Source organism: Bradyrhizobium sp. Mp19 (assembly GCF_029952935.1).
GTDB classification, from domain to species: Bacteria; Pseudomonadota; Alphaproteobacteria; order Rhizobiales; family Xanthobacteraceae; genus Bradyrhizobium; species Bradyrhizobium elkanii.
The window spans coordinates 311868-338030 of the sequence record NZ_JASAUT010000003.1; the positions used below are offsets into that span (position 1 = coordinate 311868).

Genomic DNA, 26163 nt, shown 5'->3' on the forward strand with positions numbered 1-26163 from the left:
TCCGCTTGGATTTTCGACGTAGAAGCATTGCCGAAGCAGTCTTGGTAGGTTCTCCGCAACGTTACCTGGTGCGGGCCAGCTCAAGCTCAAGCCGCAAAGGCGACGATTGAATGTGCGGTATCTCGGGTATCATCGGCCGGCTTGACGAAAACAACCGGGCCGCGCTCGCTCGGATGAGCAAGGCCATGATCCATCGCGGGCCGGACGGCCACGGCTCGTGGACTTCAACGCCGGATGCCCGCGGCTGGGGTGTCATGCTTGATCACCGCCGCCTCTCGATCCTCGACCTGTCGTCCGCCGGCGCCCAACCGATGGTGGACGATACAACCGGGCACGTGATTTCGTTCAACGGCGAAATCTACAACTATGTCGCCCTACGCAAACGCCTCGAGAGCGAAGGGCAATCCTTTCGGTCCAGCGGCGACACCGCCGTCATGTTGCGGGCACTCGGCCTGCATGGCCTGGAGGCAGTCGGATGGCTGCGCGGCATGTTCGCATTTGCAAGCTGGGATCCGCAACAGCGACGACTTCTGCTTGCGCGCGACCAGCTCGGCATCAAGCCGCTCTATATCGCACGGTCCAGCAATCCGAACACGACCTGGTCGCTGATATTTGCATCCGAACTGCGTGCATTGCTGGCCTCGGGCTTGCTCGGAACGCCGCGTCTTGATCCGCAAGCGGTTGCGAGCAGCGTATGGAACGGCTTTGTTGTCGGCCCTTGCACCGCCGTTCAGGGCGTTGAACTTCTTGCGCCGGGTCACTACGCCGAGTTTGACGGGACAGGCCGTAAAATAGGCGAGCACGATTTCTGGCGCATCCCCGGAGAGTCGCCGAAACCGACGATGGACGAAGCGACGCTTGCCTCGATCCTCGAAGAAGGGATGAAGCTTCACCTCGCCAGTGATGTGCCGCTCGCGGTTTTCCTGTCGGGCGGCATCGATTCCTCCGCGATGGCGAATCTCGCACAACGGACCGCTGACGCCCCTGTTCATACTTTCACGCTCGCGTTCGAGGACCAGCAGTTCAACGAAGCGCCGTTCGCGAGGCAGACCGCTGCGGCAATCGGCACTCAGCATCATGAAGTGATGTTGTCCGAGCAGCGGTTCGTCGACAGTCTGGACGACGCCCTCGATAGTCTCGACCAGCCAACGTTCGATGGACTGAACGCCTATTTCATCTCCCGGGCTATCCGCGAAGCAGGCTTCACCGTCGCGCTGTCGGGAACGGGGGGCGACGAGTTGTTCGGCGGGTATCCGACTTATCGCGATCTTCCGATCTTGCAGCAGTGGTGTCATCGGGGCCGCGCATTTCCCAGAAAATGGCAGGCCACGGCTGCATCTTTGTTGACATGGCCCCTGCGACGATCCTCGCATCCCGTGCCGCCTCAAACGCGCTGGGCGAAGCTTCCGGATATGGTCGATCGTAGCGAGGATTTGCTGGCGTTATACCAGATGGCCTACGCGCTCTTCCTGCCTGGATTTCAGGATGAATTGCTTGCACCGGATTTCGCGGGCACGATTGTGGACGGCCTTCCCGACGCGATGCGCCGGCGGCTGATGGCCGAAACGGCAGGCCGTACCGCTGTTTCCGCCATTAGCGTGATGGAACAACGTCTCTTCTTAGGTGAACGCCTCCTGCGCGACAATGATGCAGCAAGCATGGCTAGTTCGCTCGAGCAGCGCGTTCCGTTGGTCGACCACGTATTGTTTGAAAGCGTCGACGCCCTGCCGGACCGGGCGCGATATCACCCGTTGGGCCGCAAAAATATGCTTCGACGGATCGGATTGCGCGGGCTCGATCCTGCGCTCTTCGAGCGCCCAAAGACCGGCTTCGTCATGCCCTTTGACCGGTGGATTCGCCGCGGATTGAAGGACGCCATGGATCGGTCCATGCGCGATCCGCAGGCGATCGCACCTACGGGCCTAGATCCCACCGCGGTCGAGCGACTTTGGCGAGCCTTTCTCGACGGAGCGCCAGGCATGTACTGGTCGCGAGTCTGGTCCATCTATGCGTTTGTCCGTTGGTGCCATCGCAACGGCGTTTACGCATGAATAGCGAGTGCCCTCACCGGCTTGCTCGCCGCTCACTCTGACCATTCGTCCAATCGATAACGTCGAACTCGAGCCCTCGCTTCAGCATCTCCGCCTCAAGATCGCTGGCATGCCGCTTCCATTCGGCCGTCGACCGGACTCGGAATTTTGGATCTTTGCCGCTTGCCTCGAATTCATCGTCGGCCTTTAGCGCGCCGCGGATAGCTTCATATATCATCCTCAGACTGGGATCGGTGATGGCACCGCAGGCCATTGGTTTCAGTGTCTCGATCTCGTCGAAGTTTTTGCTCATGACTGCGGTCGATCCTCATCTACGCGCGCCAGCGCGGCTTCGATGACCTCGATCTCCTCGCGGAGGATATCGCTCACGATCGACGGCTTGAACCCTGGTATGCTGTGCATCTGAACATCATCCAGCAATTGCTGACGATGGTGCCTCAGCTTTTCCAAGGCTTGGCGATCCTTCAACGCAATGTAGCCGGCAACGATCTGCTCGATGGCTTTCATCGGAAATGCGCTCTACAATAAGAATAACGTACTGCAATCTCTCGAATAAACTGGCCAAATCGCTTCCTGACAAGACCCCCGCCTTTGTGCTCGTGCGGTAGCGTTAACGCTCAGTCCGTAAAGACCCGGGCCATCCACGAAATCATTCCGCCGCTTGGCGGGATCGCCAGCCGGCTTTTCCTGGACTACCAGGCAGGACGATCTGCATACCCGCCCACGAGCAATCCGCCGCCCGGTCGAAATCGGATTGAAGGCAAAGGCGAAGCAGTTGGAACAACGGTCCGCGAAGACAGTGAGACTTGGGAATGCCCTTTATCTGATCGGGTGCTTTGTTGCGGCCATTTGCATCGCCACCGGCGCCATCACGGCGATCGTCATGCACAATTCAGGTGGTATTTTTGACGTGGCGTTTGCCCCAATTGTTGGAGGCGTCATCGCCGCCCTCGGCCTTATCTCGTGGCTCATCGGCCGAGTCTGCCGCTACATCCTCTCCGGTCATTGACACAGGCTGCTTCAGGACTCCCATCATCGGGATGCTGCCCTGCATTACTGCTGGATCAATCTTGTCAGAGATATTGACGGCAAACCTCTCGGCGTACGTTAGCGGCAGTCGTGACTCTCCTTTTGGCTCGACAAGCACTGCAGGCCCGCGCTTGGTTCTCGGTCGTTCTAGAGGGCTCGCCCGAGTTCCATGCGAAGACGACGATCTATCCACCCTCGCGCTGCGCCGGGATGTGATCGGTAACGCATCACCTGCGTTACGAAAGTTCCAAACTCGCCTAACGCCAATCGTCCTCGCACCCGCCGTTAGCGGCCCGCGTTTGGCACCGCCTGTTGCAGCCAAGTTACAGCAATTCCGCACGTGTCTGATAGGCGATGAACTTGGGGCAGGGCCAGTACAAGAAAGTTGGAATGCAAAACATGAAGAAAATTCTGCTCGTCACCGCCAGCATGATCGCGCTCGGCGCGGTCGCGCCCGCTTCCGCGGCTGATCTCGCGCCTCAGCCCTACACCAAGGCTCCGCCCTATGTTGCTCCGACTCCGATCTACAACTGGACCGGATTCTATATCGGTGGTCACGTCGGTGGTGCGTTCGGTGGCAACGACAACGTCCTCGCCCCCGGCTTCGGCGGTGGCAATGACGGTGTGTTCATGGGCGGCGTGCAGGCTGGCTATGATTACCAGTTCGCGCCGAGCTGGGTGATGGGTCTTGAAGCCAACTATAGTTTTCTGGACACCAGTTCGAGCTTCGCCAATCGCGGCCTTGGTTCGGTAACCGGCCGCCTCGGCTACACCTGGGGTCCGGCGCTGCTTTACGTCAAGGGCGGATATGCCTGGGCTGACACGCGCTTCTCGAACGGCTTCGGCGGCGACGGCGGCAGTGACGGCTACACCGTCGGCGCCGGTCTCGAATACATGTTTACTCAGAACTGGTCGGGCAAGCTCGAATACCAGTACTATGACTTCGGCACCATCAACGTGCACGATAATGTCGGCGTTATCGGCAGCTTCCGCAACGACCAGCACACCATCAAGGCGGGCCTGAACTACAGGTTCAACCTGGGCGGACCGGCCGTCGCCAGGTACTGATCGCTCGCTTGACTCCAAGCGACATGAAAGCTCCGGGCCAAGCAAAGGCCCGGAGCTTTTTCGTTGGAGCGGTGGTTCCTTCCGGATTGGAAACCTCCTGCGCGGTGCATTGGCTGACGCGACGCCGTGAGGACCAATGTGGAGATTACGGCGCGATAGACTGATCTGTGACGGTATGACGCACGACGATCAATGCGTGATGGAACTGCCCTCCAAGGGACGATGGCAGCTAACGCTGATCGGTTGATGGAGCGCGAACACCAGGCCCGCTGCGGGGCTTCAGCGGCGATGCCTCATCTGTACGGCCTTCAGATAGTCGGCAACCTGCTCGGCCCAATCGGCGGGTGGGGCCACGCCGGTCACTTGCGGGCTGCGACCGCAGCCAACGCAGATCGGGTGGGTGTCGTGATCGCTCTCGAAGCTATAGTCATCCGCGCCGTCGGTAATCACGCACGGCGTCATGTCGGAGCGCTTGCGGTCGCAGCGGATCATCATAGCCTCCGTTCCCCGGCGAGTGCTAGCCGACACACTTTGCGAGTCCAGTGCTGGATCATGAGTCGCCCACCACCGCCGAGGAGAATGCAAAGTGAGACGCATTCGATGGAACAGCAACACGCGTGAGTGTTTTGGTTGTTGATTGATTATGATGCAATCGTGACGATGGAACCGGTGCTGTTGGCACGGACTGCACATCCCATCACGAGGCGATTGTGATCTCATACGTGCATCGGATCGACCAAGCACGCGCATCGGCTCGGCCAATCCGAAATACTGGCAAAGACGGCTCCGGCGCGGCCCTCAGACAGCACGTCGGGGTCGTCGCTTGTGCCAGCGGAGCTTGCGAGATGGACGAAAGCCATGAAGTGTCATTGTCGGATATGCACGCGCGCGTGTTGACGCGGCGTTGCGGTGCTCAATAGCTTTTGCCGGTTGGGGTGGCTTGATGCGCGGTGATGGCGATGTCGAGAATAGAAGTGAGCGCGGAAGAGAAGGAATTGATTCTAATGCTGCGCGAGTGGAAACGCGACGTGCGCGGATTTGGGTCGTCTGAGGTTTTGATTTCGCGCCAGCATGGACGCGGATGGGAAATCAGGCTTGCGCTTAACGCGGATCAAATGTCGTCCATCGGATTGAGCTTCGGCTGGGCTTGGAATGCGCTCGCGGCAACACAGTTGGGTGCCGCACGACACGACGACATTGGTCGAGCATGAATTATGATACAACCATGGCAACGGCACCGGTTGTGTTGGCACAAAGTGCATTTCCGTCTTGAGCCGAGTGTGATCTGATCACCGCTCGGATCAGCCGAGCCCCACAGCGCATCAAACTCGGATAGTCCGAAACACTGGCGAAGACGGCTCCGACGTCGAAACCCCTCAGACTCACGTCGGAGTCGTCGAAAAATGGTGGCGCCAATGAAAAATCGAACTGGCACCGAATGGGCCATCATCGCCGCTGAATGCTGGCTCGCAGTGGTCGCGGTGGCAATCTTGCTGATCGCGCTACACCCGGAAGTTGGCTGATTGCGACTCGCGCGGCTGTTTAGACGCAGTCACCGCAGAGCCATTCCAGGAGCGACCACGCGGTCGGCGAACCTACAGCGTCTCGAACATGCTTCAACGAGCAACCGTAGGCGGAGATTCAGGAGTTGCGCTGTCGGCCGCGTCGTTCGACTGTTCGGCGGCGACGACGGAACGAATCTCGTCAATCCGTCGACAAGCGCGGATCGCACACTCTCTCAACTCATCGATCGATTGCGCTTCTGCCCGTGCCTTTTCTATCGCTTCGATTTGCGAATTGAGGGCTGCAAGTTCTGCCTGGAGCAGCTCCAGTAGCGATTGGTTGGAACCGACCGCTCTCTCCACCCTTTTTGCCCGCATTGTCATCCCCAAATACGGTTGTACGTTCGTGACAACGATTCGTGGCGCCATTATGAATCCGAATGCCCCAGCTGGACCGGGGCCTCGCGTCGCCGCCAGAACGTTACCAACGGAGTCCGATCGCACTGCCGAACTGATCGTTCATTGCAAGACGCGCAACTTCGTTCGGGACCTTGAGCACGACTCATCGGCGAAGGTCGAACTTCGAACGAAAACGTCCTTGATCGTGTTCTTATATCTATCGCGACTGCAAATGCACGGCCTTCGCCAAGGCTCGCGCCGCCTCTGCCGGAGAAGCCTTGTCGGCATCGCCGTCGACCATGAGGTTAGCGGCGCGCATCGCCTCAACGGGAACCGAGCCGACAAGCGGCACGAGTGCCCGCTTCAGCCGCGCATCGGCGGCGCGCTTTGGCGCGACGAGGATCAGCGCATCATAGGAAGGGATCGCATGCTTCGGGTCAGCCAGCACGAGAAGATCAAGCGCCGCGATACGCCCGTCGCTGGAGAACGCGGAGATGACATCGGCCTCGCCGGATTCGAGAGCATGATACATCATCGTTGGATTGAACGAGCGTCGCGTTCCGAACGACAGACCATAGGCATCCTTAAGCGAACGCCATTCCGGTCGTCCCAGGAACTCAAGGTCATCGCCGATGGTGAGTTGAGGTGCAACACGAGCAAGATCGGCAAGCGACGTGACGTTTAGTGCATGCGCTCTTTCTCGTTTCATCGCGAGAACGTAGGCATTTTCGAAACCAAGCGCGCCAAGTACCGTGACGCCCTGCTCTGCTTTCATCCAGCGGACGATCTCCGCCTGCATCTCCTCGCGCGGTGGCGTGTCGGTGCGGCCGATGACATTGCGCCAGAGCGTGCCGGAGTAATCGACGTAAGCATCAATGTCATTGTGAGCCAGCGCGCGGAAGGCGATAGCCGAACCGAGCCCATCCTTACGCGTTACGCCGACTCCCTCGGCCTTCAGGCGGTCACCCATCAGGTCCGCCAGAATGAACTGTTCGGAGAAGCTCTTCGCGCCGATGACATAGGTTGCTGCTTCGTTCGAGAGCAGCGGCGCGAGACCGGCGAGCGTGCCGAGAGCAAGCCCGGCGATACCGAACACCACACGCTTCCTGTTGCGTTCGGACGCTCCGGTCTCGACAAGACCGAGACAGAAGTCGGTGATCAGAGCAAGCCCGGCGGCGGCGATGCAGCCGAACAGCACGGAAATCCAGTTCTCGGTTTGCAACCCCGTAAAAATGTAATTGCCAAGGCTGGTTTGGCCGACGGGCGTGGAAAGCGTGGCCGCTCCAATCGTCCATACAGCTGCAGTCCGCACTCCAGCCATGATAACAGGCGTGGCGAGCGGCGCCTTGACGCGTGTCAGAATCTGCTGGGGCGTCATGCCAACGCCCTCTGCCGCTTCGACGACAGCAGGACTGATGCCATTCAAGCCAACCACACTGTTGCGCAAGATCGGAAGCATGGCATAGAGCGTCAGTGCAATCAGCGTCGGCAAGAATCCCAGCGCGGGGATGCCGAAGCCGAAGAGCCGTGCCGTCAATGTCGAGAGCGCAAGGAGCAACGGATAGAACAGTGCGAGCAACGCAAGTCCAGGTATGGTCTGGATCAAGCTCGCGATGGCAAGCACCAGCCTGCGTAGCCATGGTCGATCCGCTGCGAGGGCAGCCAGCGGCAGGCTGACGAGCAGTCCAAGCGCCAGCGCGGTGGCGCAAAGTACAATATGTGGCGTGAGATAGGTGGGAAGCAGGCGCCAGGCGTCGAACAAAGCGTCCAATCGGGCACTGGAAAGCAGCTCTGCGCCGGCATCAGGCACGGACAGGTCCGTTCTTGGTCGCAAGCGCGGCGATACGTTCCGCTTGACGTCGCGGCACTTCCATTAAGGCGGTAACGTCCGGATCGTCAGACCCAGAGCCCATCATCAAGGCGTGCGGCGTATCGTCGGCGAGTATGCGGCCGTTCTTCATGACGACGATTCGATCAGCCATCAGCGCGGCCTCCTGGATGTCATGGGTAACCATCAGGGTCGTCATGCCGAACCGGTCGTGCAGCTCACGGTAGGAAGAACCCAGGCTGTCGCGGGTGACAGGATCGAGCGCACCCAGCGGCTCGTCCATCAGAACGATGCGCGGTCGGGCGGCGATTGCACGCGCGACGCCAATCCGTTGGCGCTGACCTCCGGACAGCATGTGCGGAAAGCGGCTGGCGTAATCCTGCGGCAAGTCCACCATATCCAGCATCTCGGCCACCCGCGCTTCGATCGCCTTCGCCTGCCAACCACGCAACCTGAGTGTTACGGCAATGTTGTCGGCAACGCGCATGTGCGGAAACAAACCGATACCCTGAAAGACATAGCCAATGCTCCGCCGCAGCATCGGCGGCTCGGCTTCGCTTACAGGCACTCCGTCGATCCTGACTTCTCCAACGTCAGGATCGACCAGTCGATTGATGGTCTTCAGCAGCGTGGTCTTGCCAGATCCCGAGCCGCCCACGAGCGCAACCAGTGAACCCTGGTGCACGTCGAGCGATACGTTGGAAACAGCAACATTCCGCCCTCCATCGTAGGATTTTGATACAGCATCGATCTTGATATACGGCACGGAAGCAGACGGATTCGAAATCGGCGAAGCTGTCATGAGCAAGGCCTCCCTGTAGACTGCTGAACTGGCGGAAAGTAACCATGCAGGAGTCGGCGCATGATCCACTTGGGTGCACAGGTCCCTGGGTCACACCACGCCCATCTTGGGAAAGCGAGCCCGTCACGGCTCCAACGCGACCTGCAAGCCGTCGTCGCCCTCAATATGAACGTAACGGGGTCCGATCGGACGCCCCCTGCCGCTGGCAACAGTGACAATGTCTTTCAGGGGAGCGGCGCGCGCATCCGCCTCAGGGCGTGACAACATCAGATCGGCGTGAAACAGCCCTTCCGACTCAAGACCGGTAGCATCGACGCCAAGAACCGCCAGGCTGGCCAAGCAACTTTCAAACTCTTCGGCATCGCGAAAACGACGCTGGATAAAAGTCGCGCCGGTAAGACGTTCTGTCACGAGGCCACGCTTCTCGAACGTCGCGGCTAGAGAATCGAACGGGAACATTCGCAGCACGAACGAAATGATCCATGGACGCTTCTCTGTCGCATCGAGAATCTTGCTGAACGTCTTCTCGGTGACGTAGCCGATGCACCCCGTCGACATGATGACATCCGCGGATCGGATAAGATCCACGCTGTCCGCCGAGAGCGCCTCCGTCTCAAGATCAGCGACAATGCCCTGCTCAAGCAGACCGACACCCGTTGCATAGCTTATCGCCGGCGCCGATACATCGAGACCGATAAATCGCGCGAGGCCGACATCCGGCCAAGCCGCGTAAAAATTGCGATCGAGACGCACCAATGTCTCAGAACCGATCGCCCTCATCTCGCGTCGAGCGTAGCGATGGCGCAAGCCCCCGAAAGTCAGCGGAAACCGATGCACCGCTGCATTGATGCCGTATGAACAGCCAACATCAAGCACGGTCGGCTTGACGCCGGCTGCCGAAACCTTCGCTGCCAGAATCTGACGCACAACCGGCTCGGCCACGTCCGGAATCATGTAATCCAAATCTCCCAGGACAGAGAAATATGCCCTGGGATCATCCAGGGCATAAATATCATCGAAGACGGCCTTGGACTGATTGATGCGCGAAAATGTTTGCAACCCGGTCTCCTATTTCAATTTACAAGCCACTCGACGGCTGCTGCGTTCAAGTGCTTGATGCCTTATTGCAGAGATTGACCGGCGCACAAACCCATTGCGCTTTTTTCAACCTCGCTTCGTGGAGCTGCGCACTGATGTGTACGCGCGTGTAACGCGGCCTCCTTTTCGAGACCATCGCCTGCTGGGACGACTCGATGTGCAGTCAGGACGATGTCGAAAACGCCAGTCGCTCTGACCGAGAAAAAAATCAAATCCAATGCTGCACGAATGAAAGCGTGCGGACAGGCGGCATCGATAGTCCACAATGCAGGTAAGGCACGGACGTGGCAGTTGGGAAATCACGCTCACGTTGCGTGCCCGGTGGCGCCAGCGCAGCACCGGAGAACATTTCGCAGAAGCATGGAATGCACTCGCGACGGCATAGCTGCCGACAACAGGTTGAGACCGCGCCAATAGGAAGGCTGCTCAGATGGGAAGGATTGGCCCGCGTAGTTGGCCGATGGATCGAACCTGGCCTACGGACGGACAAGGTGCGCTGGAGCAGTTCCTCGGCAACGGCAACTCACGCACGTGGTTGGGGGCCATGTTAGAAAATGCGCCAAGCCGCCACGCCGAGGATAAGCCAGCTTGAAGCTGATTTGCTGGAACAGCAACTCGCGCATGCGCAGAGGGCTATTGACGGTTTGCATCGCTCGCGAGGCCGATGTGCGGAACTTTGTCGGTTCCATTCCCGCCGATGAGACTCTGACAGCCTTGAACGGACTGGGCTCCTCGCACGGTATCGTCAACGAGATTGAGCGTTTCCAAGGGTCTCGAACACCGTCTGCTGCCAACAATCACCTTCGATCTGATCAAGCACGGCGAGATCGAGCATCGGCCGCAAGGCGCTGTCTTTGGGCAGTACGATCGCATAGCTCTCGCTGCTGAAGCTGGTATCGACGACGCGAGCCGAGGCAGAGAAGTCGCTTCGAACCATCCAGGTCAGCAACGGCTTGTCATGAACAAAGGCATCGATTGTCCCACGCCCCAGCGCGGAGAGGCCGCCCTGGATGTCCGGAAACGTTCGAAACGAAAGCCGCTGACGAGCGAGGTAGTCGGTCGTCGCGGAGTTGGCGACCGCGCCGACGCGCACGGAACGCAGGTCGTTGAAGCCGTGAACGGCGCCCTCGAGCCCTCTGCGCGTCAGGGTGGAGGTGATACCGGCGGTGAACACCGCAATCGCGATCACGGAAGCGATCATCCATCCCATTGCGACGATCCTTCCGGGGAGTGTTGTCGGAGCATTCTGAGCGGCCCCGGCTTGCGTCATGGCGATGGTCGACCACCAGAAGCTGGAGCCGAGTCCCTTGGCGCCGCCACCGAAGTGCTCCGTCTTGCGCCGTTCCAGCATCCAGATCAGGAATCCGACCGCCATTGCGAAACCAAGCAGCACCGCGACGGCCTGGAAAAATCCGAAAGAGAGAAGCGCCCGCCCGATCGCGACCCAGGGGTTTTCGTTGACCGGTACCGCAACGCCGAGCCCGGTGTTGTAAAACGGCTGTGTAAAATCGACTTTGCGCGCACGCTCGGCAGTCACTGTAACCGCCGCGACGCCAACGTCGAATCTGCCGTTTGCGACGCCGTCCAGCAAATCCGGCACGCTCTGGGTTTCGACCAGGCGAAAACGCAGGTGTGCCCGATCGGCGATCCTTTTCCAGAGCGCGATGCTGATACCGCTCCAGCTCCCATCCGGCTGCTTGATCGCAAATGGTGGGGCCTCCTTGGTCGCCACGACCAATTCCTTGTCAGGGGGCGCGGCGGCTTGGGCGTGAAGGGCGCCGCAGCCGAACGCGAGCACCGCCAGCGCCAAGATGCATGACCAGACCGGTCGAATCGACGTCCACTTGCGCTGCGAGATTGGATCTCCCCGCCTGGCGCTGTGGGCAGACATCTCACACGACACCTCCCCCCTCAAATAGCGGTCGTGCAGAGCTGCCGGGAAAGCCTCGAATGAACTCATTGCTCACCTTGACGCATAGCGGGAATGCCGACCAGAGCACCGCTACTCCCTTTGGCATTCGTCACACACCTGTCCGTCAAAACAATGGCGAAGGCGTTCTCGGCCGCCACGGCGGCCGGACACTGCAACGGAGAGAACCGGGCGCTCTGGCAGCGTCGCCTTGAACACCTGCTCCCGAGGACGAAAAAGAAAGGCAAGGTGCGCAGGCCACATCCGTCCCTGCCCGCCCTATGAGGGGCTGTCGGCACTCGAGGTCGAGCTGACTCGCCAAACATGCATCAGCGCACGGATGCTTGAGACCTGCGACCTGTGCCAGACTCCGTTGTGGCGACGGCCGCTCCGAATTAGAGCACAGGGAAAGATATCCGCTATGCGGTGAGTTCACGCGCAATGACCAGCCGCTGGATCTCGCTGGTACCCTCGAGGATACGCAGCACTCTGGCCTCGCCTGGGAGGCTCGACACGTCGAATTCCTCGAATGCGCCGTATCCGCCGTGCACCTGCAGAGCGATATCTGCAACTTCGCCCGCCATTTCCGTTGCGAAGAGCTTGGCCATCGACGTTTCCAACCGAAATGGCCGATCGGCGTCAGCCAGACACGCAGCGTTCCGGATCATCAGCTCGGCTGCGTGGATCTTCGTCAGTGCATCCGCGAGCGGAAAGGTCAGCCCTTGGTGCTGGAAGATCGGCGTGCCCCCAACCTGACGACCGGAGCCGTACACCTTCGCAAGATCGATCGCCTTGCGCGCCAGTCCAAGACCCGTTGCCGCGACGAGTATCCGTCCGATACTCAGCGTCGTCAGGATTTGCCTCAAGCCGTCGCCGCGATTTCCGACCATATTCGCTTTGGGAACTCGACAGTCGTCGAGAAAGAGTTCTACGGAGTCAGCGACACGCCAGCCAATTTTGCGGCTCGCTTTTCCGACCCGGAAGCCAGGTGTGCCGACGGGCACCACGAATGTGGACAGTCCCTTCGCTCCCAATTCAGGGTCCGTAACGGCCACGAACGTCGTAATGCCGTGGAGCGGAGTGCCAGCATTGGTGGAGAACACCTTGGAGCCACTCAAGATGAAAGAATCACCGTCCTCCACGGCACGCATCTTTACGCTCGCGACGTCCGACCCACCACTCGGCTCCGTGACACCGAATGAGGCGATAAAGTCACCGCGACACAGCGGCTCAAGCCATTTGCTCTTTAAGTCATCCGATCCATAGCGAGCGATAACCGTCATGGGAGCGCTATTGCACAGGAAGATGGCGGCAAAGCCGGGCTCTGCGCGAGCGAGCGTCTCGGCCACAATGGCAGCTCCGCGTGTACCGAGCCCTCCACCGCCAAAAGCCGGATCATACGCCGTGCCCATGAAGCCAAGCGCAAGAAATTCCTTCACGAGTTCGGTTGGAAACTCATGCCTGTCGGCGAAGGGCTTGATCCTGGGTCGCAGTGCGCCTGCGGTAAATTGCTCGAGACTGCCTTTTACCAAAGCTTCGTCTTCATTGAGATCCAAGAGCATTGGACCGCTCCTCATGTCGGTGAGCCGGATGTAGTTTAGCGATGTCTGAATTTCTCGAGGGTCGCTTGAGCGGACGTCTCCCGGCAGTTCTCGAGAAATAGACGATTTGCTTCGAAATCCATCGTTTCAGCGTCTTCCATGAGGTAGTTCGAGAAGAAGCGCTTCGTCGCGCGAACAGCGGGACGTGGTAGTTGCGCGAGCTTTTCCGCAATCGCAATCGCTCTCGTCAGCGCTTCGCCGTCATCGCAGCAGTAGTCGACGATGCCGATGGTGCGCGCATCTTCGGAGTTGAGCGCTTCGAGACAAAAGCAGAGAAGGCGCGCCTTGACGAGCCCGACACGGGCGACCAAGGACCTGATTCCCCATGGGGTCAGCCAACCGTGGGGCACCTCCGGAAGACTAAAGAGCGACGAACGCCCCGCTACGACCACATCGCAAGAGGTCGCCAGCGTCAGTCCTCCTCCAATAGCGAACTTCTCGACAGCCGCGACGACGGGCTTTGCCAGATACCCTAGCAAACGGCCGAGATCGCCGCACTCTTGCTCGAACCGCCCCATTGCTTCGAGCTCGAGTCGGCTGATGAATTTCAAATCGCTTCCGGCGCAGAACCCCGGAGCGGTACCCGCTAGAACGATCGCGCCCACGTCGTCGTTGCGATCGAGCTCCAACAAAGCGGCTTCAACTCCGTCGACAAGAGATCGGTCCATCGAATTCCGCCGGGCCGACCGCTGTAACGTGATGATCGCGACGCCGTTACGTTTCTCGACGCTTACCGTCGTCTCTTCGTTACTCATTCGGCTCCACCTGGCACTGGATTGGGTTATGCGCTCAGATACATCTGCTTGACTTCCGTCGTTTCGGACAATTCCTTCGCATGTCCCGAGGTCACGATCCGACCGGATTGCAGCACGTAGGCGCGGTCAGCACAGCCGAGGGCCATCATGGCGTTTTGCTCGGCGAGGAGGATCGTCAGTCCTTCGTGCGCGAGATTTCGCACGATCCGCCCCAGTTCCTCGATAATGATCGGTGCAAGACCGAGTGTCGGCTCGTCCAGCAGCATCAGCGTGGGTCGAGACATCAGCCCTCGTCCGATCGCAAGCATCTGCTGCTCTCCGCCCGACATCGAGCCCGCTTTCTGATCCCGTCGCTCGCGGAGCCGCGGAAACATCGAGAATATTCGCTCCAGGTCGGCGCCTGCGTGATCGCGATCGGCTCGGTGATAGGCGCCGATAATCAGGTTTTCCTGGACCGAGAGCTTGGTGAATATCTGGCGTCCCTCCGGCACGAGAACGAGGCCGGCCCTCACACGGTCCACGGTGGAGGATTCCGTGATGTTTTTTCCAGCGAGATGGATCGTGCCGCGATCGGACGTCTTCAACCCCGCCAGTGTTCGCAGCGCCGTCGATTTGCCGGCGGCATTAGGGCCGATCAAAGTGACCACTTCGCCCTTCTCCAGCTTGAAGGACACCTCCCTGATAACCTTCTGCTTGCCGTAGCTGACGCTGAGATTCGATACATCAAGCATGCTTTTTGCCCAGGTAGGCCGCGACAACGGATTCGTCGGCGAGAACGTCCGAGGTCTTTCCGGAGGCAATGACCGCGCCGTGGTGGAGCGCGATCGAACGGTCCGCAAGCCGGCCCAGAAAGCCGACCTTGTGGTCGATAATGCACAGCGTGACGCCGTGGGATTTGAGGTCCCTGAGAACCGCGTCGAGATTCGCGATCTCCTCATGACCTAGGCCGGAGGCCGGTTCATCAAGGAGCAGAAGCTCTGGCTCGCAAAGCATACCCATTGCAACGCCGAGCATCTTCTCGCCACCATAGGACAGCGCAGCGGCTTGTTCGTTCCTCTGGCTGGAGAGCCGGCAAAGCGCGAGGACTTGGTCGATCTTCTGCTCCAGCAGACGATCCAAACCGACGGGCATGCCTCCGATCAGCGTCCGCAAGCGACCGATTCTCAGCTCGCGCTTGATGTGCAGGTGACATGCGATGCGCATGTGTTCGACGACCGTCAGCTCTGGAAAGAGCTGCGGATTCTGAAAGGTCTTGACCAACCCTTGCTGAGCGACCTCGAACGGCGACAGGGTGCTGATATCGTTCCCTTTCCAGAGAATCACGCCGCTGGTTGGCTTCAGGATCCCGGCGATCAGACTCAGAGTCGTGGTCTTTCCGGAGCCGTTCGGTCCAAATATCCCGATGATTTCCCCGCGCTCGATGCCGAACGCTACGTTGGACACGGCGGTGAGGCCGCCAAAGCGCTTGGTGAGGCTTTTTACGTCAAGCAGCATGTTTTCTGCTCGTAAGTAGGCCGACGATACCCTTCGGCATCACCAGGATCACGAAGATGAGGATGGAGCCGTACAGAGCGATGCGAAGCTCGGCGCTGAGCTCGATCACGTGCGGCAAGGCCGTGAGCACGAGGGCGCCGACAACGGGGCCGATCAGGGAATTGACGCCTCCCAGCAGGACCATCGCGATGATGTCGAGTCCGAGCGAGATCGAGAGGAAATGCGGCTCGACGAACCCTGCGTAGAAGCCGTAGAAGGCGCCAACCAGCCCGGCAAGGCCGCTGCCGATTGCGAAGCCGAGCAACTTGTACTTGAAGACGTCGATGCCCAGCGTTTCGCCCAACTGGTCGTTCAGTCGGATGGCGGCAAGACAACGTCCGATCCAGGACTTCAGGACACGGCTGCACACACCGTATACGACCACCAGCAGAGCCAGCGTCAGGTAGTACCAAGCGACCCCGCCCGCAATCGCAAACGTGCCAGATGGCGTCCAGATCTTCGGCGTATCGACGATCGTAATGCCGAGAGAGCCGTTCGTGACGCTGTTCCAGTTCAATGTGATCAAACGCAGCACTTCGGAAAATGCCAGGGTGACGACGGCAAAATAGAACTCTTTGAGCTTGAAGCGGAAGCAGATCGTTCCGACGATAAGAGACAGGATCACGACAATGGCCAGGGCGGGGGCGATCGCCAGCCAGAAGTTCCAGCCGAACGTAGTCACCAGGATGGTGACCACGTAGGCGGAAACGCCGAAGGACGCGGCGTGAAACATGGAGAGCTGGCCGGTGAATCCGAAGATCAAATTGAAACTGACCGCCAGCGACGCCGCCATGAAGCCGTAGATCGCAATGGAAGTCGGATCGTAGCCATGTCGTTCTGTGAGCCAAGGAGTTGCCAGACATATTTGTCTTCCTAAGACCGCTTGGCCTCCGACTTCAAACAGGCCGCCCGGACGGACGAGAAGGATCAAGATGAGGAATACGAGACCGTAAGCGTCCCTGAAGGCCGACGAAAAGAACACCGATCCGATGTTCTCGCTGATGCCGAGAATGATACCGCCGCCCAATGCGCCGAGCACGCTGCCGACGCCGGCGAGAATGGCAGCCTCGACCGCCTTGAGAACGTAAGCCGATCCGATCGTTGGCTCGATCGAATACATGCTCGCGTACAAACCTCCACCGAGACCCGCCAGCGCCGTCGAATAGACCACGACGATCGTCTGGAGCCTTCCCGTGCGGATGCCCATAAGAGCTGCGGCTTCGGGATTCTGTGCGTAGGCGAATGCCGCGCGCCCCAACCACGTCCGCGTCAAAGCGAGATATGTGCCGAGGATCACAGCCAGGAATACCGCGGCGACCGCGACCTTGATCTTCGGCAGAACGATGCCGGCTACCTTGAGGGCGCCAGGAAGCACGTAAGTCAGATCTTTGGGCGTGGTCGTGAAGGCCGCAAGGACCAAGGCCTCGAAGACCGAAATCATGCCGATCGATACCAGCAGACCGTTGACCAGGTTGCCACGAGTGAAGCGAAACAGTGCAAGATCCGAAACGTAGCCGAAGATGCTCACGACCACGACGGCGCCAATGACGGCCACGGGGTACGGGAAACCCACGACGTCGTAGAGATACCAGGTCGCGTAGGCGCCAAGCATCATGAAGGCGCCGAGCGCGAAATTCACCACGCCGGTCAGGCCGAATGTGAGCGTCACGCCCAGCGCTATGATGCCATAGAGCGTACCCACGATTACGCCATTCAGCAATTGTCCGATAACTAGCTGCGTCATTGATCGAAGGTCCGCGGGAAGCGCATTTCGTGACGCCTTCCCGAGTGGAGAGAGAGCGCTCCGGCTCCGCCAGAGCGCGACGAACGAGCCTTACTCTTTGGTCGGGTCGTAAGGCACTCTCTCGATGGCACCACCCTTGCGCACGTGGACGACATCGAACCCGAACACGGCCTCTCCGGTCTTGTCGTATTTGATTCTCCACATGCCGTCGTAGGTCATGCTCATCAGAGCAGCACGGATCTTTGCCACGTCGTCGACGGTGCCAGCCTTCTGCATGGCCTCCACGAGCATGTAGACATGGTCGTAACAAGATGAGGAGCAGAGCGGTGCTTGATCGTAGGGAAATTCGCGCTTGAACAGCTTCTGATAGCTTTCGATAAAGGCACGGACCTTCGGCTCGGTCTTCTCGGCACCCTCGAAGTACTTCGGAACGTATGCGATATAGTCTTCGATCGCGTCCTTGTTCTTCAGCGCCGGCCCGATGGAGCCACGAACGAGAAAGAAGCGATTGCCGAAACCGGATTCGGTCGACTGCCTCACGATATCGTAGAGGACGGCATCCGAATAACCCGGGAAGAGAATGTCCGGCTTGCCGGCCGCGAGCTTCGCGAGCACCGCGCTGAAGTCCTTCGTGCCGGGCTCGAACAATTCGACCTGCAGTTCAATTCCGGCATCCTTGAACAGCGCGCTATAGATATCGACGGCGGTCTTGCCGAAGGCGTCGTTCTGGAAAAGCATCGCCACCTTCCTGGTATTGAGCTTCTTCAAATAGTCCACCATCAGCTTGCCGAAACCCGCTGATCCCGCGTCCCAGTTCCAGGTTCGCAGCAGATAGTCATGATCGGGCTTGCCAAGCGCTGCGTGTGCCGACGTCGCGCCCGCGAACAGCAGGAACTTGCCGTTGTTCTGATTGGCTATCGGCTCGATGGCGTTGAAGACATTGGTCAGAAACGGCCCGAAGACGAAGTGGACTTTTTCTTCCATCATCTTGCGGAACTGTACGGTCGCCTCGCGGGGCTCGCCGCGCGTATCGACCTGCTGCAGTTCGAGCTTGTAAGTCCTGTCGCCGACCTTGAAGCCGCCCTTGGCGTTGATTTCCTCGACCGCAACCTTGGTACCCTGCGCCGACATCCAGCCGTAGGTAGCGGTTGCGCCGGTCAGGGCCTCGATCTGCCCGATCTTGACGACATCTTCGGCCTTGGCCGCCGGTCCGAACAGCAGTCCGGAAGCGATGCCCCCTGCAATCAGGGCCCCTTTCCAGCAAGACATGAATATCCTCCCTCGGCGTTGTTGCGCTCGTGCTGTACTAGTAATATCTTACAAAAGTTTCGTCAACACATCATTGCGTTTTCCCGGATGATGGCCGCTCAGCCCCGGGAGGGGTCGATTTAGGTGTGCGCATTGTGCGAGATGCGCTCGTGCTGCGCTTGTCCCGAACGTCGCAGCGAGGATATTCGTAAGAGACACCCACATCGCGCCTTGGGCGCGCTAAGAGCTTGGCGTCCAATGGCGAAAAAGGTCGGAGTACTTTCCCCTCCCGAGTCTCAGGCCGACACGGCTCACCGACGGCTCGAGGAGATGATCGTGACACTGCAGCTGCCGCCCGGCAGTCACTGGTCTGAGGAGGGATTGGCAGAGGAGATCGGCATCGGCCGCACACCGGTGCGCGAGGCGGTGAAACGCCTTCAGGCGGACCGTCTCGTGACCATTCTGCCCCGACACGGCTTGATGATCACCGAGATAAATGTTCATGAGCAGTTGTTGGCGATCGAGCTGCGGCGCGAACTCGAGATTTTCATTTCGATAAGGGCGGCTCGCCGCATCCTTGCAAGCGACCGGGAGCGCCTTCTCGCTGCTGCCGACGAAATCGAAGCCGCGGGCAAGCACGGCAACCTCGAAAAATACTTGCGTGAGGTCTTTAAGGCGAACGCTCTTATCGCCGCGGCTGCCGGCAACCCATTCGCAACCCGCTCAATCTCGCCGCTTCACGCGATGTCGCGGAGATTCTACTACAGGTACGAAAGCGACCTGCAGAACCTCGGTGCAATGGGCGTCCTTCATGCGGCGCGAGCACGCGCGGTGTCGCGGCATGACGAGCAAGGTGCACTCGTTGCGGTTACCGCTCTGATGGAGCAGATCGAAAATTACACACGACAAATATTCGAGATCAGCGTCGGGTCGGGCAGATGATCGGAATCCCCGTCTCGTCGAGACCGGGGAACTTCTTAACCGGCTTGTCCCCGAACCGCGCTTGTCTGACCGGGATCGACGAAGAAGCTTGCATCCATCACCTTCAGTTCGTCTGCGACTTGCCAGGGGGCGAACTCCATCTGCTCAAGCACATCGCGCCGAACGTCGATACCTGGCGCCACTTCCGTCAGCACCAGTCCCTCCGGAGCAACTTCGAACACCGCTCGCTCGGTGATCACCAGCGCGGTCTGGCCGCGCTTGACGCCGTCGGTGACCGCGTAGGTGATGTGCTCCACCTGCTTCGCGAACTTGCGAACCTTGCCTTCCTTGACGATGCTCAGTTTCCCGCCGTCGAAACCGACATCGAGCCCACCGGTGGTGAAGGTTCCGGTAAAGACCAAACGCTTGGCGCTTTGCGCGATGTCGATAAAGCCGCCCGCGCCCGGATTGGCAGCGCCGAACTTCGATACGTTGACTCGGCCGCGCTGGTCGAACTGAGCGAAGGCGAGTGCCGCAAAGTTGCATAACCCTCCATCAATGGCGTCGAACTGATAGACGCCGTCGAGGATCGCATCGGGATTCAGATTCGCGGAAAACTGCCATCCAGACATGACAATCCCGCCGTAGGATCCGTGCTCGGTGGTAAACCAATAGTCCTTGAGCTCGTCGCCGTGAAGCAGCCCCTGCTCCGCCATGACGAGCGGCACATCGGCCGCCGCTCCGAAACCAAAAATGGAAAGTTCGCGTTTCCGCACTTCCTTCGCTGCCCGCGATGCGACGACCTTGTCGGCGGACGACGGGATCGGAGGGAGCTGAGACAACGCCCTGCGCTCACCGCCGAAGTAGGCCGGGTCGAACTCGACGTCGGTCGTCATCATCATCTTGGGGTCGACGACGACTGCATCGACAAACATGCCTGGAATCCGGACCTCGGATGCGGCTCTCTGGCCGTGAGGCACGGCTCGCCGCACTTGCGCTACGACGCGGCCGCCATGGGCCTTGGCTGCCAGCACCAGCGCAATATTCGAGGACACAAGCGCCTCGTTCTCGAAAGACAGATTTCCGAACTCGTCTGAGGTCGATGCGTAGATGAACACGGTGTCCAACTTCCATGCCGGATAGAATAGATACGGCTTTCCGTCGAATTCGATTTTTCTAACGAGATCGTCATGTGCTCTTTCCGTGAACCGGCCGCCGCCATTGTCGGGATCGATGTAGGTGCCGATCCCGATTTCGGTCATGTAACCTGGGCTGCGACGAGCTATCTCGCGTAGCCAATGCATCGTCGCTCCGATCGGCCAGGAGTAGGCTTCGATCCTGTTCTCACGGATGAGACGCATGAGTTCGGGTCGCTTTCCCGTCTTGGGGTCGACAGGATTGATGTATGAACCGCTCACCATGCGCTTCATCAATCCTTCCTGCGCTACATGGTCCATGCCCTTGATGCCCTGAGCGTCGCCAGTCCCGACCGGGAAGTAGAAGGTCAGGTTCTTCGGGCTGCCTGTATTGCGGAATTTGTCGCCAAGGGCCTTCAAAAGAGTATCGGGCGTTACCCAACCGATCACACCCACGCAACCTACCGAGGATCCGTCCTGAATGGATGCAACTGCCGTCGCGGCATCAACGATTTTATTCACGACTTCACCGTAAAGCGTTCAAAGGTTTTTTGGGAACTTGGCGTTTCGCAGTTCGACGCGAACTCCCGGGACGAGACTTCGTCCAGGCGCTCGGCGTCCGCCATGATGAAGCGGTCGAAGAAGCGCTTCGTCGACGCGACGGCTTCGGGCGGCACTTTGGAAAGACCGACGGCAATCTCCGTTGCCAGAGAAAGCGCGGCGCCCGGCTCGGCGACCTCATCGACCAAGCCGATCCTCGCCGCCTCGATCGTGTCGATCGATGCCGCGCCCCACGTGAGACGGCGCGCCCGCACCGGGCCGACCCGAGTCAGGAGTGCCGTAAGCCCCCACGGCGGCAGCCAGCCGTTCGGGGCTTCCGGCAGATGCCATCGTGCGTTCGACGCAGCGACCACGATGTCGCACGATGCCGCAAGGATCATTCCGCCTCCCAGAGCGTATCCTTCGACGGCCGCGATGACCGGCTTGGCGCGGTAGCCGATCGCGCGCGCGAACGTTGCGGTTTCGGCCTCGTGCTTGCACATATCCGCGATAGAGAGGCCTGCCAGCTCCTTGAGGTCGCTGCCGGCGCAGAATGCGGGCGGAGCACCCGTCAGCACAACTGCACTGATCGCGTCATTGCGCTCTGAATCGGCCAGGGCAGCGTTCAGATCCCGCACGAGCTGCGAACCCAACGCATTGCGGCGCTCCGCGCGATTGATGGTAACGATGGCGATCGGACCTTGATTGTCCAGCTTGATCATCTGTTCACGATCCTGTTAATCGAGGCGCGCGCCGTCGGCGTTCACCGCTGCCCTCACTTGCTGCCCGTCAATGTGCCTCGGCGCGATTCCGCCGCGCACCGCAATCACCGCTGCATGACCGATCGCATGACCGTAGGAGAAGCACTGAGCCGTGACACGGGCTGAAGCGACTGCTTCGTGCTCCGCCGAGAGGCAGCGACCGGCAACCAGCAACCCCTCCCCGCGCTCCGGCACGAAGCACCCATACGGCACCTCGTAGTAGTCGTTCAGCAGCCACTCGACGCGAGGCTTGACGCCCGAGTGCAGCTCGATCGGCCAGGGCGAGACCGCAATGCCGTCAGATGACTTGGCGCCTTTGACGACGTCTTCGTTTGAAAGCCTCTTTACACCAGAGACCTGACGGGTCTGGCGCACGCCGACCTGGACGCCCGTATCGTTCAGAAAGGCGGCTTCGCATCCCACGAGATTGTCGCGAAAGAAACGAGCGTATTCTCGCGCCTGAAGCCTTCCCTCGATTTCGGCGTCGGTGAAATCCTGATGGAAAAGCGTGTTGAGCTCACGCCCGTCCGGCCCGATCACACGCGTGCAATTACACAGCAACTCGTTGGGTCGAGTGGTGGGGAATAGCCAGATTTTGGCGCGCGGCAGCCGGTATTCACCAGCATTGTGCTTTGCGCGGATCATGTCGGATATCTTTTCCGGCATGATGGTGTCGGCACCGTATTCTGTGACGAAACGATCGACATCGACACCCATCATTCGAAAGATCATCGTCGGGTTCTGAACCCTGCCGTTGTCGCCAATGAAGCTGGGCAAGCCGGCCATTGCGACGACATCAGCATCTCCGCTCGCATCGACGACAACTTTGGCGCGCGCATCGAGGGGTCCTTGTTTCGTCCAGATGACCACCCCCCCGATCCTGTCGCCCTCCATGCTCACGTCGCTAGCGACAGCATGGAACACGACGCGTACTCCGGCTTCCCGCAGCATCGCGTCTGCTTCCTCGCGCCAAACCAAGGGGTCGTGGACCCGCGCCCAGGTCTTTCCGTAGAGCAGCGGATCGCCAAGCCCGCCTTTGGCTTCCAATCGGCGGCAAAATTCGTCGGCAAAACCAAACACAACCTGCTTCGGTTTGGCGTTGATCGCTTCGGTCGCCTCGTACAGACCGCACACCGTGCCCGACAGCCCGGCCACAGCGCCGCCGCCGCAAAAGCCATACCGCTCCACGAGCGTGACTTTCAGACCCCTTCGAGCGGCGGTTACAGCGGCCGCAACTCCTGCGGCTCCCCCTCCGACGACGAGCACATCGCTATCGACACGGTTAGACCCACGGGCGTCCAATTGTGCTCTCCCTGTGATATCTTAGTGGTGTATTACAATTATTTCAATGCATGTTGGTTTGCAAGCGCCTTCGGGCAAAAAAATTGCCCGCGATCGCGCGGCAGATTTGCGAGTGACAAAAGGCAAGCTGCTTGGAGGCGGCAGCGGCGACTGCGGACTGGAGGCGACGAGAGGGCTGAAGTTGACCTGGCGGTCCCTGCGAACGACGCGACCGGAGTGCTCGCTACAGCCAGCGGTCGGCTCGTCGGGCACGGGATCAGGGCAACAGGCCATGCCGCAGGCGCTATTCGGTAGCGGCGAAAACCTGCGGCGCTGCGAGACTGCGGCAATCCGGCTGTTCAACAGAGGGTGCCGTCAATGCGACGATAGCGCGCGCATACTCGGTTCTTACTGAGGTATCTCGTCCACTGACGATACAGTTTTCGCAATCACGGCGTCCGAAGCCGTGCCGCCAGGCGTAGCGCATCGCGGAAGATCGTGGTTTGGCGCAGAAAATCGTACGCATGGTAGCGGGGGAGGGACGCGCTGCCAGGTCCAAAACCGAAGCGAAATCCTGAGCTTTTCCAGCACGTTGTCCGGAATGTGGTAGCGGATTTGATGGTGTTACATCCCACGGGAATGTCTCACCCGGCCCGCCCCCCGGAAAGGCCTACGCGTGGCTCGTCCTTCCTACCTCGCCCGGCGCGGCGATGGACGCTATTTCCTGCAGATTCGGCTGGGGAAACAGGCCGCTCAGCTCTTTGGGCTCCCCCTCCTTCGTGTCAGCCTCAGGACCGGGAATTTTGATGAGGCTAGGCGGCGGCTGATGGACAATCTCGGATGGGTGCAGGAGCTGATCGCGGCTCCCGACCTGGAGGCGTTGGGGACCATCCTCGATGCGCGGCTGCACGCCTATGTCGAGCATGGCGTGCCGGCGAACGAGCGGCTGCTGGCCGAGCGCTGCGCGTTCGAACATGAGGTCAGGCGCTATCTCGGCCGGGCGCAGGACCGCGGCTATGCCTACCCGCAGCGTTTCCCTCGGATGCCGAGCACCTGGGTCGACTTCGTCAACCAGAACAAGGCGGCCGAAAGCGAGATCGCCCGCCTAAACGTTCGGCGTGCCTATGAAAACGGCCGGCATGACGCGGCCGAGGCGGTCAAGGAAGGCTGGACGGCGCCCGCCGCCCCGGCGGTCGCACAACCGTTCGATCCCATCGCGATGATCGATCGCCTCGTGCAGGACGCAGTCGCCCAAAGGCTTCCGTTGCTTCCGGCGCAGAAGGTGGGCTCGATCTCGCCGGTCTCCGAGCCCGCGGTATGTGCCCCCACCGGGGAGGCCGCCGAAGACAATTCCTGCCGGATGTCCGACGTGCTCGCGGAATTTCTCAAACCGCTGGACCGCAAGCGGAAACACACCGCGAAGGGCCGCGGAGAAGCTGAACCCGTCATCCAGTTCGCCATCGATTTCCTGGACAACCCGCGGATGGATGAACTGACCGATGCCAAATGGAAGCAACTCGACGAGGCGCTGCCGGATATCCCCAATCGCGATAACATTCCACGCCGGTTCGCGAAGACGCTTTTCCAGCGCTACAAATATGCGGAAGAGACGAAGTGGTCGCAGCTCGAGCGCGTGACGACCACCACCATCAAGAGCCGGTACTGGGCCGGGCTCTATAAGTTCGTCGACTTCGCCATCGCGGAAAAGCATTACTGCGGACCGCGTCCCAAGTTCGTGTGCATCGATCCCGAAAATTTGGCGCCGCTGCCGCGCGATGCCTTCGACGATGACGAGCTGCTGACGCTGTTGCGCCTGCCGCTCTTCACCGGCTGCAAGAATCGCGTGCACGTCTGGCAGCCCGGCCGGTACTTCGTGCAATCGCACATCTACTGGGGTTTCTTGATCTGCATCCTCACCGGCATGAGGCCCGGCGAGGTCGGCCAGCTCAAATGCGCCGATATCCGAACCGATGGCGAGTTCTACTATTTCGACTTGCGCCCGTTCGATGCTCGCCATGGCCGCGTCGCGGTGAAGGATCTGCGCAATCTGAAGACGAACGCTGCCGGGCGGGTCATTCCGATCCATCCGCTTCTCATCGAGTTGGGGCTGCTGGATCGAATGCAGGATCTGATGGACAAGCAAGAGGAACGGCTCTTCCCGGAATGGGACGCCTATACTCGCAAAGACGGTACGATCCGCTGGTCGCAGCCGCTGAGCAAGGCATGGCAGTACGTGAAGACGAAACTGAAACTCAATCGCGCGGACCTTACCCTCTATTCGACGCGGCACCTCATGGCCGATTGGCTCGACAATGATGCGATCGCACAACGCACGCGCGACCGCATTCTCGGACATGCCAGCGACGTTCGAGGGCGGTATGGCCGCAAAGGCATTCTTGATCCGCAGATCGCGGCGAAGATCGAAGCCCTAGAACCGCAGGTGATCAAGCAGATGAGGGAGATCTTGCTCGCCGCCAAAAACCGAGCCGATGCCGGCGAGCTCACAATGCTGAAGACGTACTGAGTCAGAGTTCGTTGGACTGTTCTGAATGGCGCGCCACTCAGAACAAAACTGCGAACTCGTATGTAATTGAAATTACTGTGTAATTCAGCCATACATTGCTTAAGGGTTGAGCCTATCTTCAATAGGACAAGCGCGCCGGCTGGAAGGACATTGGGCCAAGAGAAAGCGAGTGGCCTCAAGTGCCGTCATGCAGCCGAGACCGGCGTGACAGCCTGCCGATAGACGCCGCCCCCCACGTCGCCAGCCGCAAAGAGGCCTGGCCTGAGCGTCGCAAATCGCTGAGAGCTACGCTCGCCTGCGCTGATGATCGGAGGAACGAGAATACGTTTTGCTCCTTCAAACAGGTTTTTTGCGCTCGAGCGCATTGGTGGCGCGCCGCAACGGCTCTAGGTAAACTGGCGATATTGACGATCGTCGAGAGCGGGAGACAAGG

The 26163-nt window shown here is 59.8% G+C and carries 23 protein-coding genes; 6 read left to right on the plus strand and 17 right to left on the minus strand.

The window, feature by feature from the left end; translation table 11 throughout:
- Positions 1-110: 110 nt before the first annotated feature.
- Positions 111-2051 carry an asparagine synthase (glutamine-hydrolyzing) gene (gene asnB / locus QJT82_RS06405; protein ID WP_028338398.1) on the plus strand — a complete coding sequence of 647 codons (1941 nt, stop codon included), beginning with the start codon at positions 111-113 and terminating at the stop codon, positions 2049-2051.
- A gap of 13 nt (positions 2052-2064) precedes the next feature.
- On the opposite strand, the gene QJT82_RS06410 is transcribed toward asnB, so the two are convergent.
- Positions 2065-2343: a hypothetical protein gene (locus QJT82_RS06410; RefSeq protein ID WP_035630805.1), complete on the minus strand. Its 279-nt coding sequence runs from the start codon at positions 2341-2343 to the stop codon at positions 2065-2067.
- Positions 2340-2558, minus strand: coding sequence for a hypothetical protein (locus tag QJT82_RS06415; protein ID WP_028338396.1), 219 nt, complete (start codon positions 2556-2558; stop codon positions 2340-2342). Before QJT82_RS06415 ends, QJT82_RS06410 begins: the two co-directional genes overlap by 4 nt.
- A 247-nt stretch (positions 2559-2805) precedes the next feature.
- On the opposite strand from QJT82_RS06415, the gene QJT82_RS06420 reads away from it, so the two are divergent.
- Both QJT82_RS06420 and QJT82_RS06425 read left to right on the plus strand, forming a co-directional pair.
- Positions 2806-3060, plus strand: coding sequence for a hypothetical protein (locus QJT82_RS06420; protein WP_028338395.1), 255 nt, complete (start codon positions 2806-2808; stop codon positions 3058-3060).
- 419 nt (positions 3061-3479) lie between these two features.
- Positions 3480-4148: an outer membrane beta-barrel protein gene (locus tag QJT82_RS06425; protein WP_028338394.1), complete on the plus strand. Its 669-nt coding sequence runs from the start codon at positions 3480-3482 to the stop codon at positions 4146-4148.
- Between the two features lie 279 nt (positions 4149-4427).
- On the opposite strand, the gene QJT82_RS06430 is transcribed toward QJT82_RS06425, so the two are convergent.
- Entirely contained in the window at positions 4428-4640 is a 213-nt protein-coding gene (locus QJT82_RS06430; protein ID WP_259266130.1) for a hypothetical protein, read from the minus strand.
- 482 nt (positions 4641-5122) lie between these two features.
- Here QJT82_RS06430 and QJT82_RS06435 point away from each other — a divergent pair, with 482 nt between their 5' ends.
- The gene (locus tag QJT82_RS06435) at positions 5123-5359 is read left to right on the plus strand and encodes a hypothetical protein (protein ID WP_264641721.1); all 237 of its coding nucleotides are present in this window, start codon (positions 5123-5125) and stop codon (positions 5357-5359) included.
- A 405-nt stretch (positions 5360-5764) separates the two neighbouring features.
- On the opposite strand, the gene QJT82_RS06440 is transcribed toward QJT82_RS06435, so the two are convergent.
- The 11 genes from QJT82_RS06440 to QJT82_RS06490 form a co-directional block, all read right to left on the minus strand.
- Positions 5765-6079 (minus strand): hypothetical protein, encoded by a 315-nt coding sequence (locus tag QJT82_RS06440; protein WP_155258321.1) that lies wholly within the window; start codon positions 6077-6079, stop codon positions 5765-5767.
- Positions 6080-6266: 187 nt separating this feature from the next.
- Complete coding sequence (locus QJT82_RS06445) at positions 6267-7859, minus strand: ABC transporter permease/substrate-binding protein (RefSeq protein ID WP_245288605.1); 1593 nt, start codon at positions 7857-7859, stop codon at positions 6267-6269.
- Entirely contained in the window at positions 7852-8679 is an 828-nt protein-coding gene (locus tag QJT82_RS06450; RefSeq protein ID WP_035630803.1) for an ATP-binding cassette domain-containing protein, read from the minus strand. The genes QJT82_RS06445 and QJT82_RS06450 overlap by 8 nt, the downstream gene beginning before the upstream one ends.
- Positions 8680-8802: 123 nt before the next feature.
- Positions 8803-9738, minus strand: coding sequence for a hypothetical protein (locus QJT82_RS06455; RefSeq protein WP_028338389.1), 936 nt, complete (start codon positions 9736-9738; stop codon positions 8803-8805).
- 784 nt (positions 9739-10522) lie between these two features.
- Positions 10523-11587 carry a transporter substrate-binding domain-containing protein gene (locus QJT82_RS06460; protein WP_035630801.1) on the minus strand — a complete coding sequence of 355 codons (1065 nt, stop codon included), beginning with the start codon at positions 11585-11587 and terminating at the stop codon, positions 10523-10525.
- Positions 11588-12105: 518 nt separating this feature from the next.
- Complete coding sequence (locus QJT82_RS06465) at positions 12106-13248, minus strand: acyl-CoA dehydrogenase family protein (RefSeq protein ID WP_028338387.1); 1143 nt, start codon at positions 13246-13248, stop codon at positions 12106-12108.
- Positions 13249-13283: 35 nt separating this feature from the next.
- Complete coding sequence (locus QJT82_RS06470) at positions 13284-14042, minus strand: enoyl-CoA hydratase/isomerase family protein (RefSeq protein WP_028338386.1); 759 nt, start codon at positions 14040-14042, stop codon at positions 13284-13286.
- A gap of 26 nt (positions 14043-14068) precedes the next feature.
- Positions 14069-14773 (minus strand): ABC transporter ATP-binding protein, encoded by a 705-nt coding sequence (locus QJT82_RS06475; RefSeq protein WP_028338385.1) that lies wholly within the window; start codon positions 14771-14773, stop codon positions 14069-14071.
- Entirely contained in the window at positions 14766-15536 is a 771-nt protein-coding gene (locus tag QJT82_RS06480; protein ID WP_028338384.1) for an ABC transporter ATP-binding protein, read from the minus strand. Before QJT82_RS06480 ends, QJT82_RS06475 begins: the two co-directional genes overlap by 8 nt.
- A complete protein-coding gene (locus tag QJT82_RS06485) occupies positions 15526-17319 on the minus strand; it encodes an ABC transporter permease (protein WP_281446626.1) in 1794 nt (597 codons plus the stop codon). Before QJT82_RS06485 ends, QJT82_RS06480 begins: the two co-directional genes overlap by 11 nt.
- Positions 17320-17409: 90 nt before the next feature.
- A complete protein-coding gene (locus QJT82_RS06490) occupies positions 17410-18588 on the minus strand; it encodes an ABC transporter substrate-binding protein (protein ID WP_028338382.1) in 1179 nt (392 codons plus the stop codon).
- A 237-nt stretch (positions 18589-18825) separates the two neighbouring features.
- Here QJT82_RS06490 and QJT82_RS06495 point away from each other — a divergent pair, with 237 nt between their 5' ends.
- The gene (locus QJT82_RS06495; protein WP_028338381.1) at positions 18826-19509 is read left to right on the plus strand and encodes a GntR family transcriptional regulator; all 684 of its coding nucleotides are present in this window, start codon (positions 18826-18828) and stop codon (positions 19507-19509) included.
- Between the two features lie 35 nt (positions 19510-19544).
- Here the strand turns inward: QJT82_RS06495 and QJT82_RS06500 are convergent, their stop codons facing one another.
- The 3 genes from QJT82_RS06500 to QJT82_RS06510 are packed head-to-tail and all read right to left on the minus strand — an operon-like array spanning position 19545 to position 23191.
- Positions 19545-21146 (minus strand): CoA-transferase, encoded by a 1602-nt coding sequence (locus QJT82_RS06500; RefSeq protein ID WP_028338380.1) that lies wholly within the window; start codon positions 21144-21146, stop codon positions 19545-19547.
- A complete protein-coding gene (locus QJT82_RS06505; RefSeq protein WP_028338379.1) occupies positions 21143-21886 on the minus strand; it encodes an enoyl-CoA hydratase/isomerase family protein in 744 nt (247 codons plus the stop codon). Before QJT82_RS06505 ends, QJT82_RS06500 begins: the two co-directional genes overlap by 4 nt.
- A gap of 15 nt (positions 21887-21901) precedes the next feature.
- Positions 21902-23191: an FAD-dependent oxidoreductase gene (locus QJT82_RS06510; protein WP_245288620.1), complete on the minus strand. Its 1290-nt coding sequence runs from the start codon at positions 23189-23191 to the stop codon at positions 21902-21904.
- A gap of 691 nt (positions 23192-23882) precedes the next feature.
- On the opposite strand from QJT82_RS06510, the gene QJT82_RS06515 reads away from it, so the two are divergent.
- Entirely contained in the window at positions 23883-25730 is a 1848-nt protein-coding gene (locus QJT82_RS06515) for a site-specific integrase (RefSeq protein ID WP_245288603.1), read from the plus strand.
- Positions 25731-26163: the final 433 nt, after the last annotated feature.

Excerpts from the sequence above, each read along its gene's own strand:
- asnB (WP_028338398.1), top strand. The coding sequence starts at position 111 with ATGTGCGGTATCTCGGGTATCATCGGCCGGCTTGACGAAAACAACCGG.
- QJT82_RS06410 (WP_035630805.1), bottom strand. The coding sequence starts at position 2,343 with ATGAGCAAAAACTTCGACGAGATCGAGACACTGAAACCAATGGCCTGC.
- QJT82_RS06415 (WP_028338396.1), bottom strand. The coding sequence starts at position 2,558 with ATGAAAGCCATCGAGCAGATCGTTGCCGGCTACATTGCGTTGAAGGAT.
- QJT82_RS06425 (WP_028338394.1), top strand. The coding sequence starts at position 3,480 with ATGAAGAAAATTCTGCTCGTCACCGCCAGCATGATCGCGCTCGGCGCG.
- QJT82_RS06430 (WP_259266130.1), bottom strand. The coding sequence starts at position 4,640 with ATGATCCGCTGCGACCGCAAGCGCTCCGACATGACGCCGTGCGTGATT.
- QJT82_RS06440 (WP_155258321.1), bottom strand. The coding sequence starts at position 6,079 with ATGGCGCCACGAATCGTTGTCACGAACGTACAACCGTATTTGGGGATG.
- QJT82_RS06450 (WP_035630803.1), bottom strand. The coding sequence starts at position 8,679 with ATGACAGCTTCGCCGATTTCGAATCCGTCTGCTTCCGTGCCGTATATC.
- QJT82_RS06465 (WP_028338387.1), bottom strand. The coding sequence starts at position 13,248 with ATGCTCTTGGATCTCAATGAAGACGAAGCTTTGGTAAAAGGCAGTCTC.
- QJT82_RS06470 (WP_028338386.1), bottom strand. The coding sequence starts at position 14,042 with ATGAGTAACGAAGAGACGACGGTAAGCGTCGAGAAACGTAACGGCGTC.
- QJT82_RS06475 (WP_028338385.1), bottom strand. The coding sequence starts at position 14,773 with ATGCTTGATGTATCGAATCTCAGCGTCAGCTACGGCAAGCAGAAGGTT.
- QJT82_RS06480 (WP_028338384.1), bottom strand. The coding sequence starts at position 15,536 with ATGCTGCTTGACGTAAAAAGCCTCACCAAGCGCTTTGGCGGCCTCACC.
- QJT82_RS06485 (WP_281446626.1), bottom strand. The coding sequence starts at position 17,319 with ATGACGCAGCTAGTTATCGGACAATTGCTGAATGGCGTAATCGTGGGT.
- QJT82_RS06490 (WP_028338382.1), bottom strand. The coding sequence starts at position 18,588 with ATGTCTTGCTGGAAAGGGGCCCTGATTGCAGGGGGCATCGCTTCCGGA.
- QJT82_RS06495 (WP_028338381.1), top strand. The coding sequence starts at position 18,826 with ATGGCGAAAAAGGTCGGAGTACTTTCCCCTCCCGAGTCTCAGGCCGAC.
- QJT82_RS06505 (WP_028338379.1), bottom strand. The coding sequence starts at position 21,886 with ATGATCAAGCTGGACAATCAAGGTCCGATCGCCATCGTTACCATCAAT.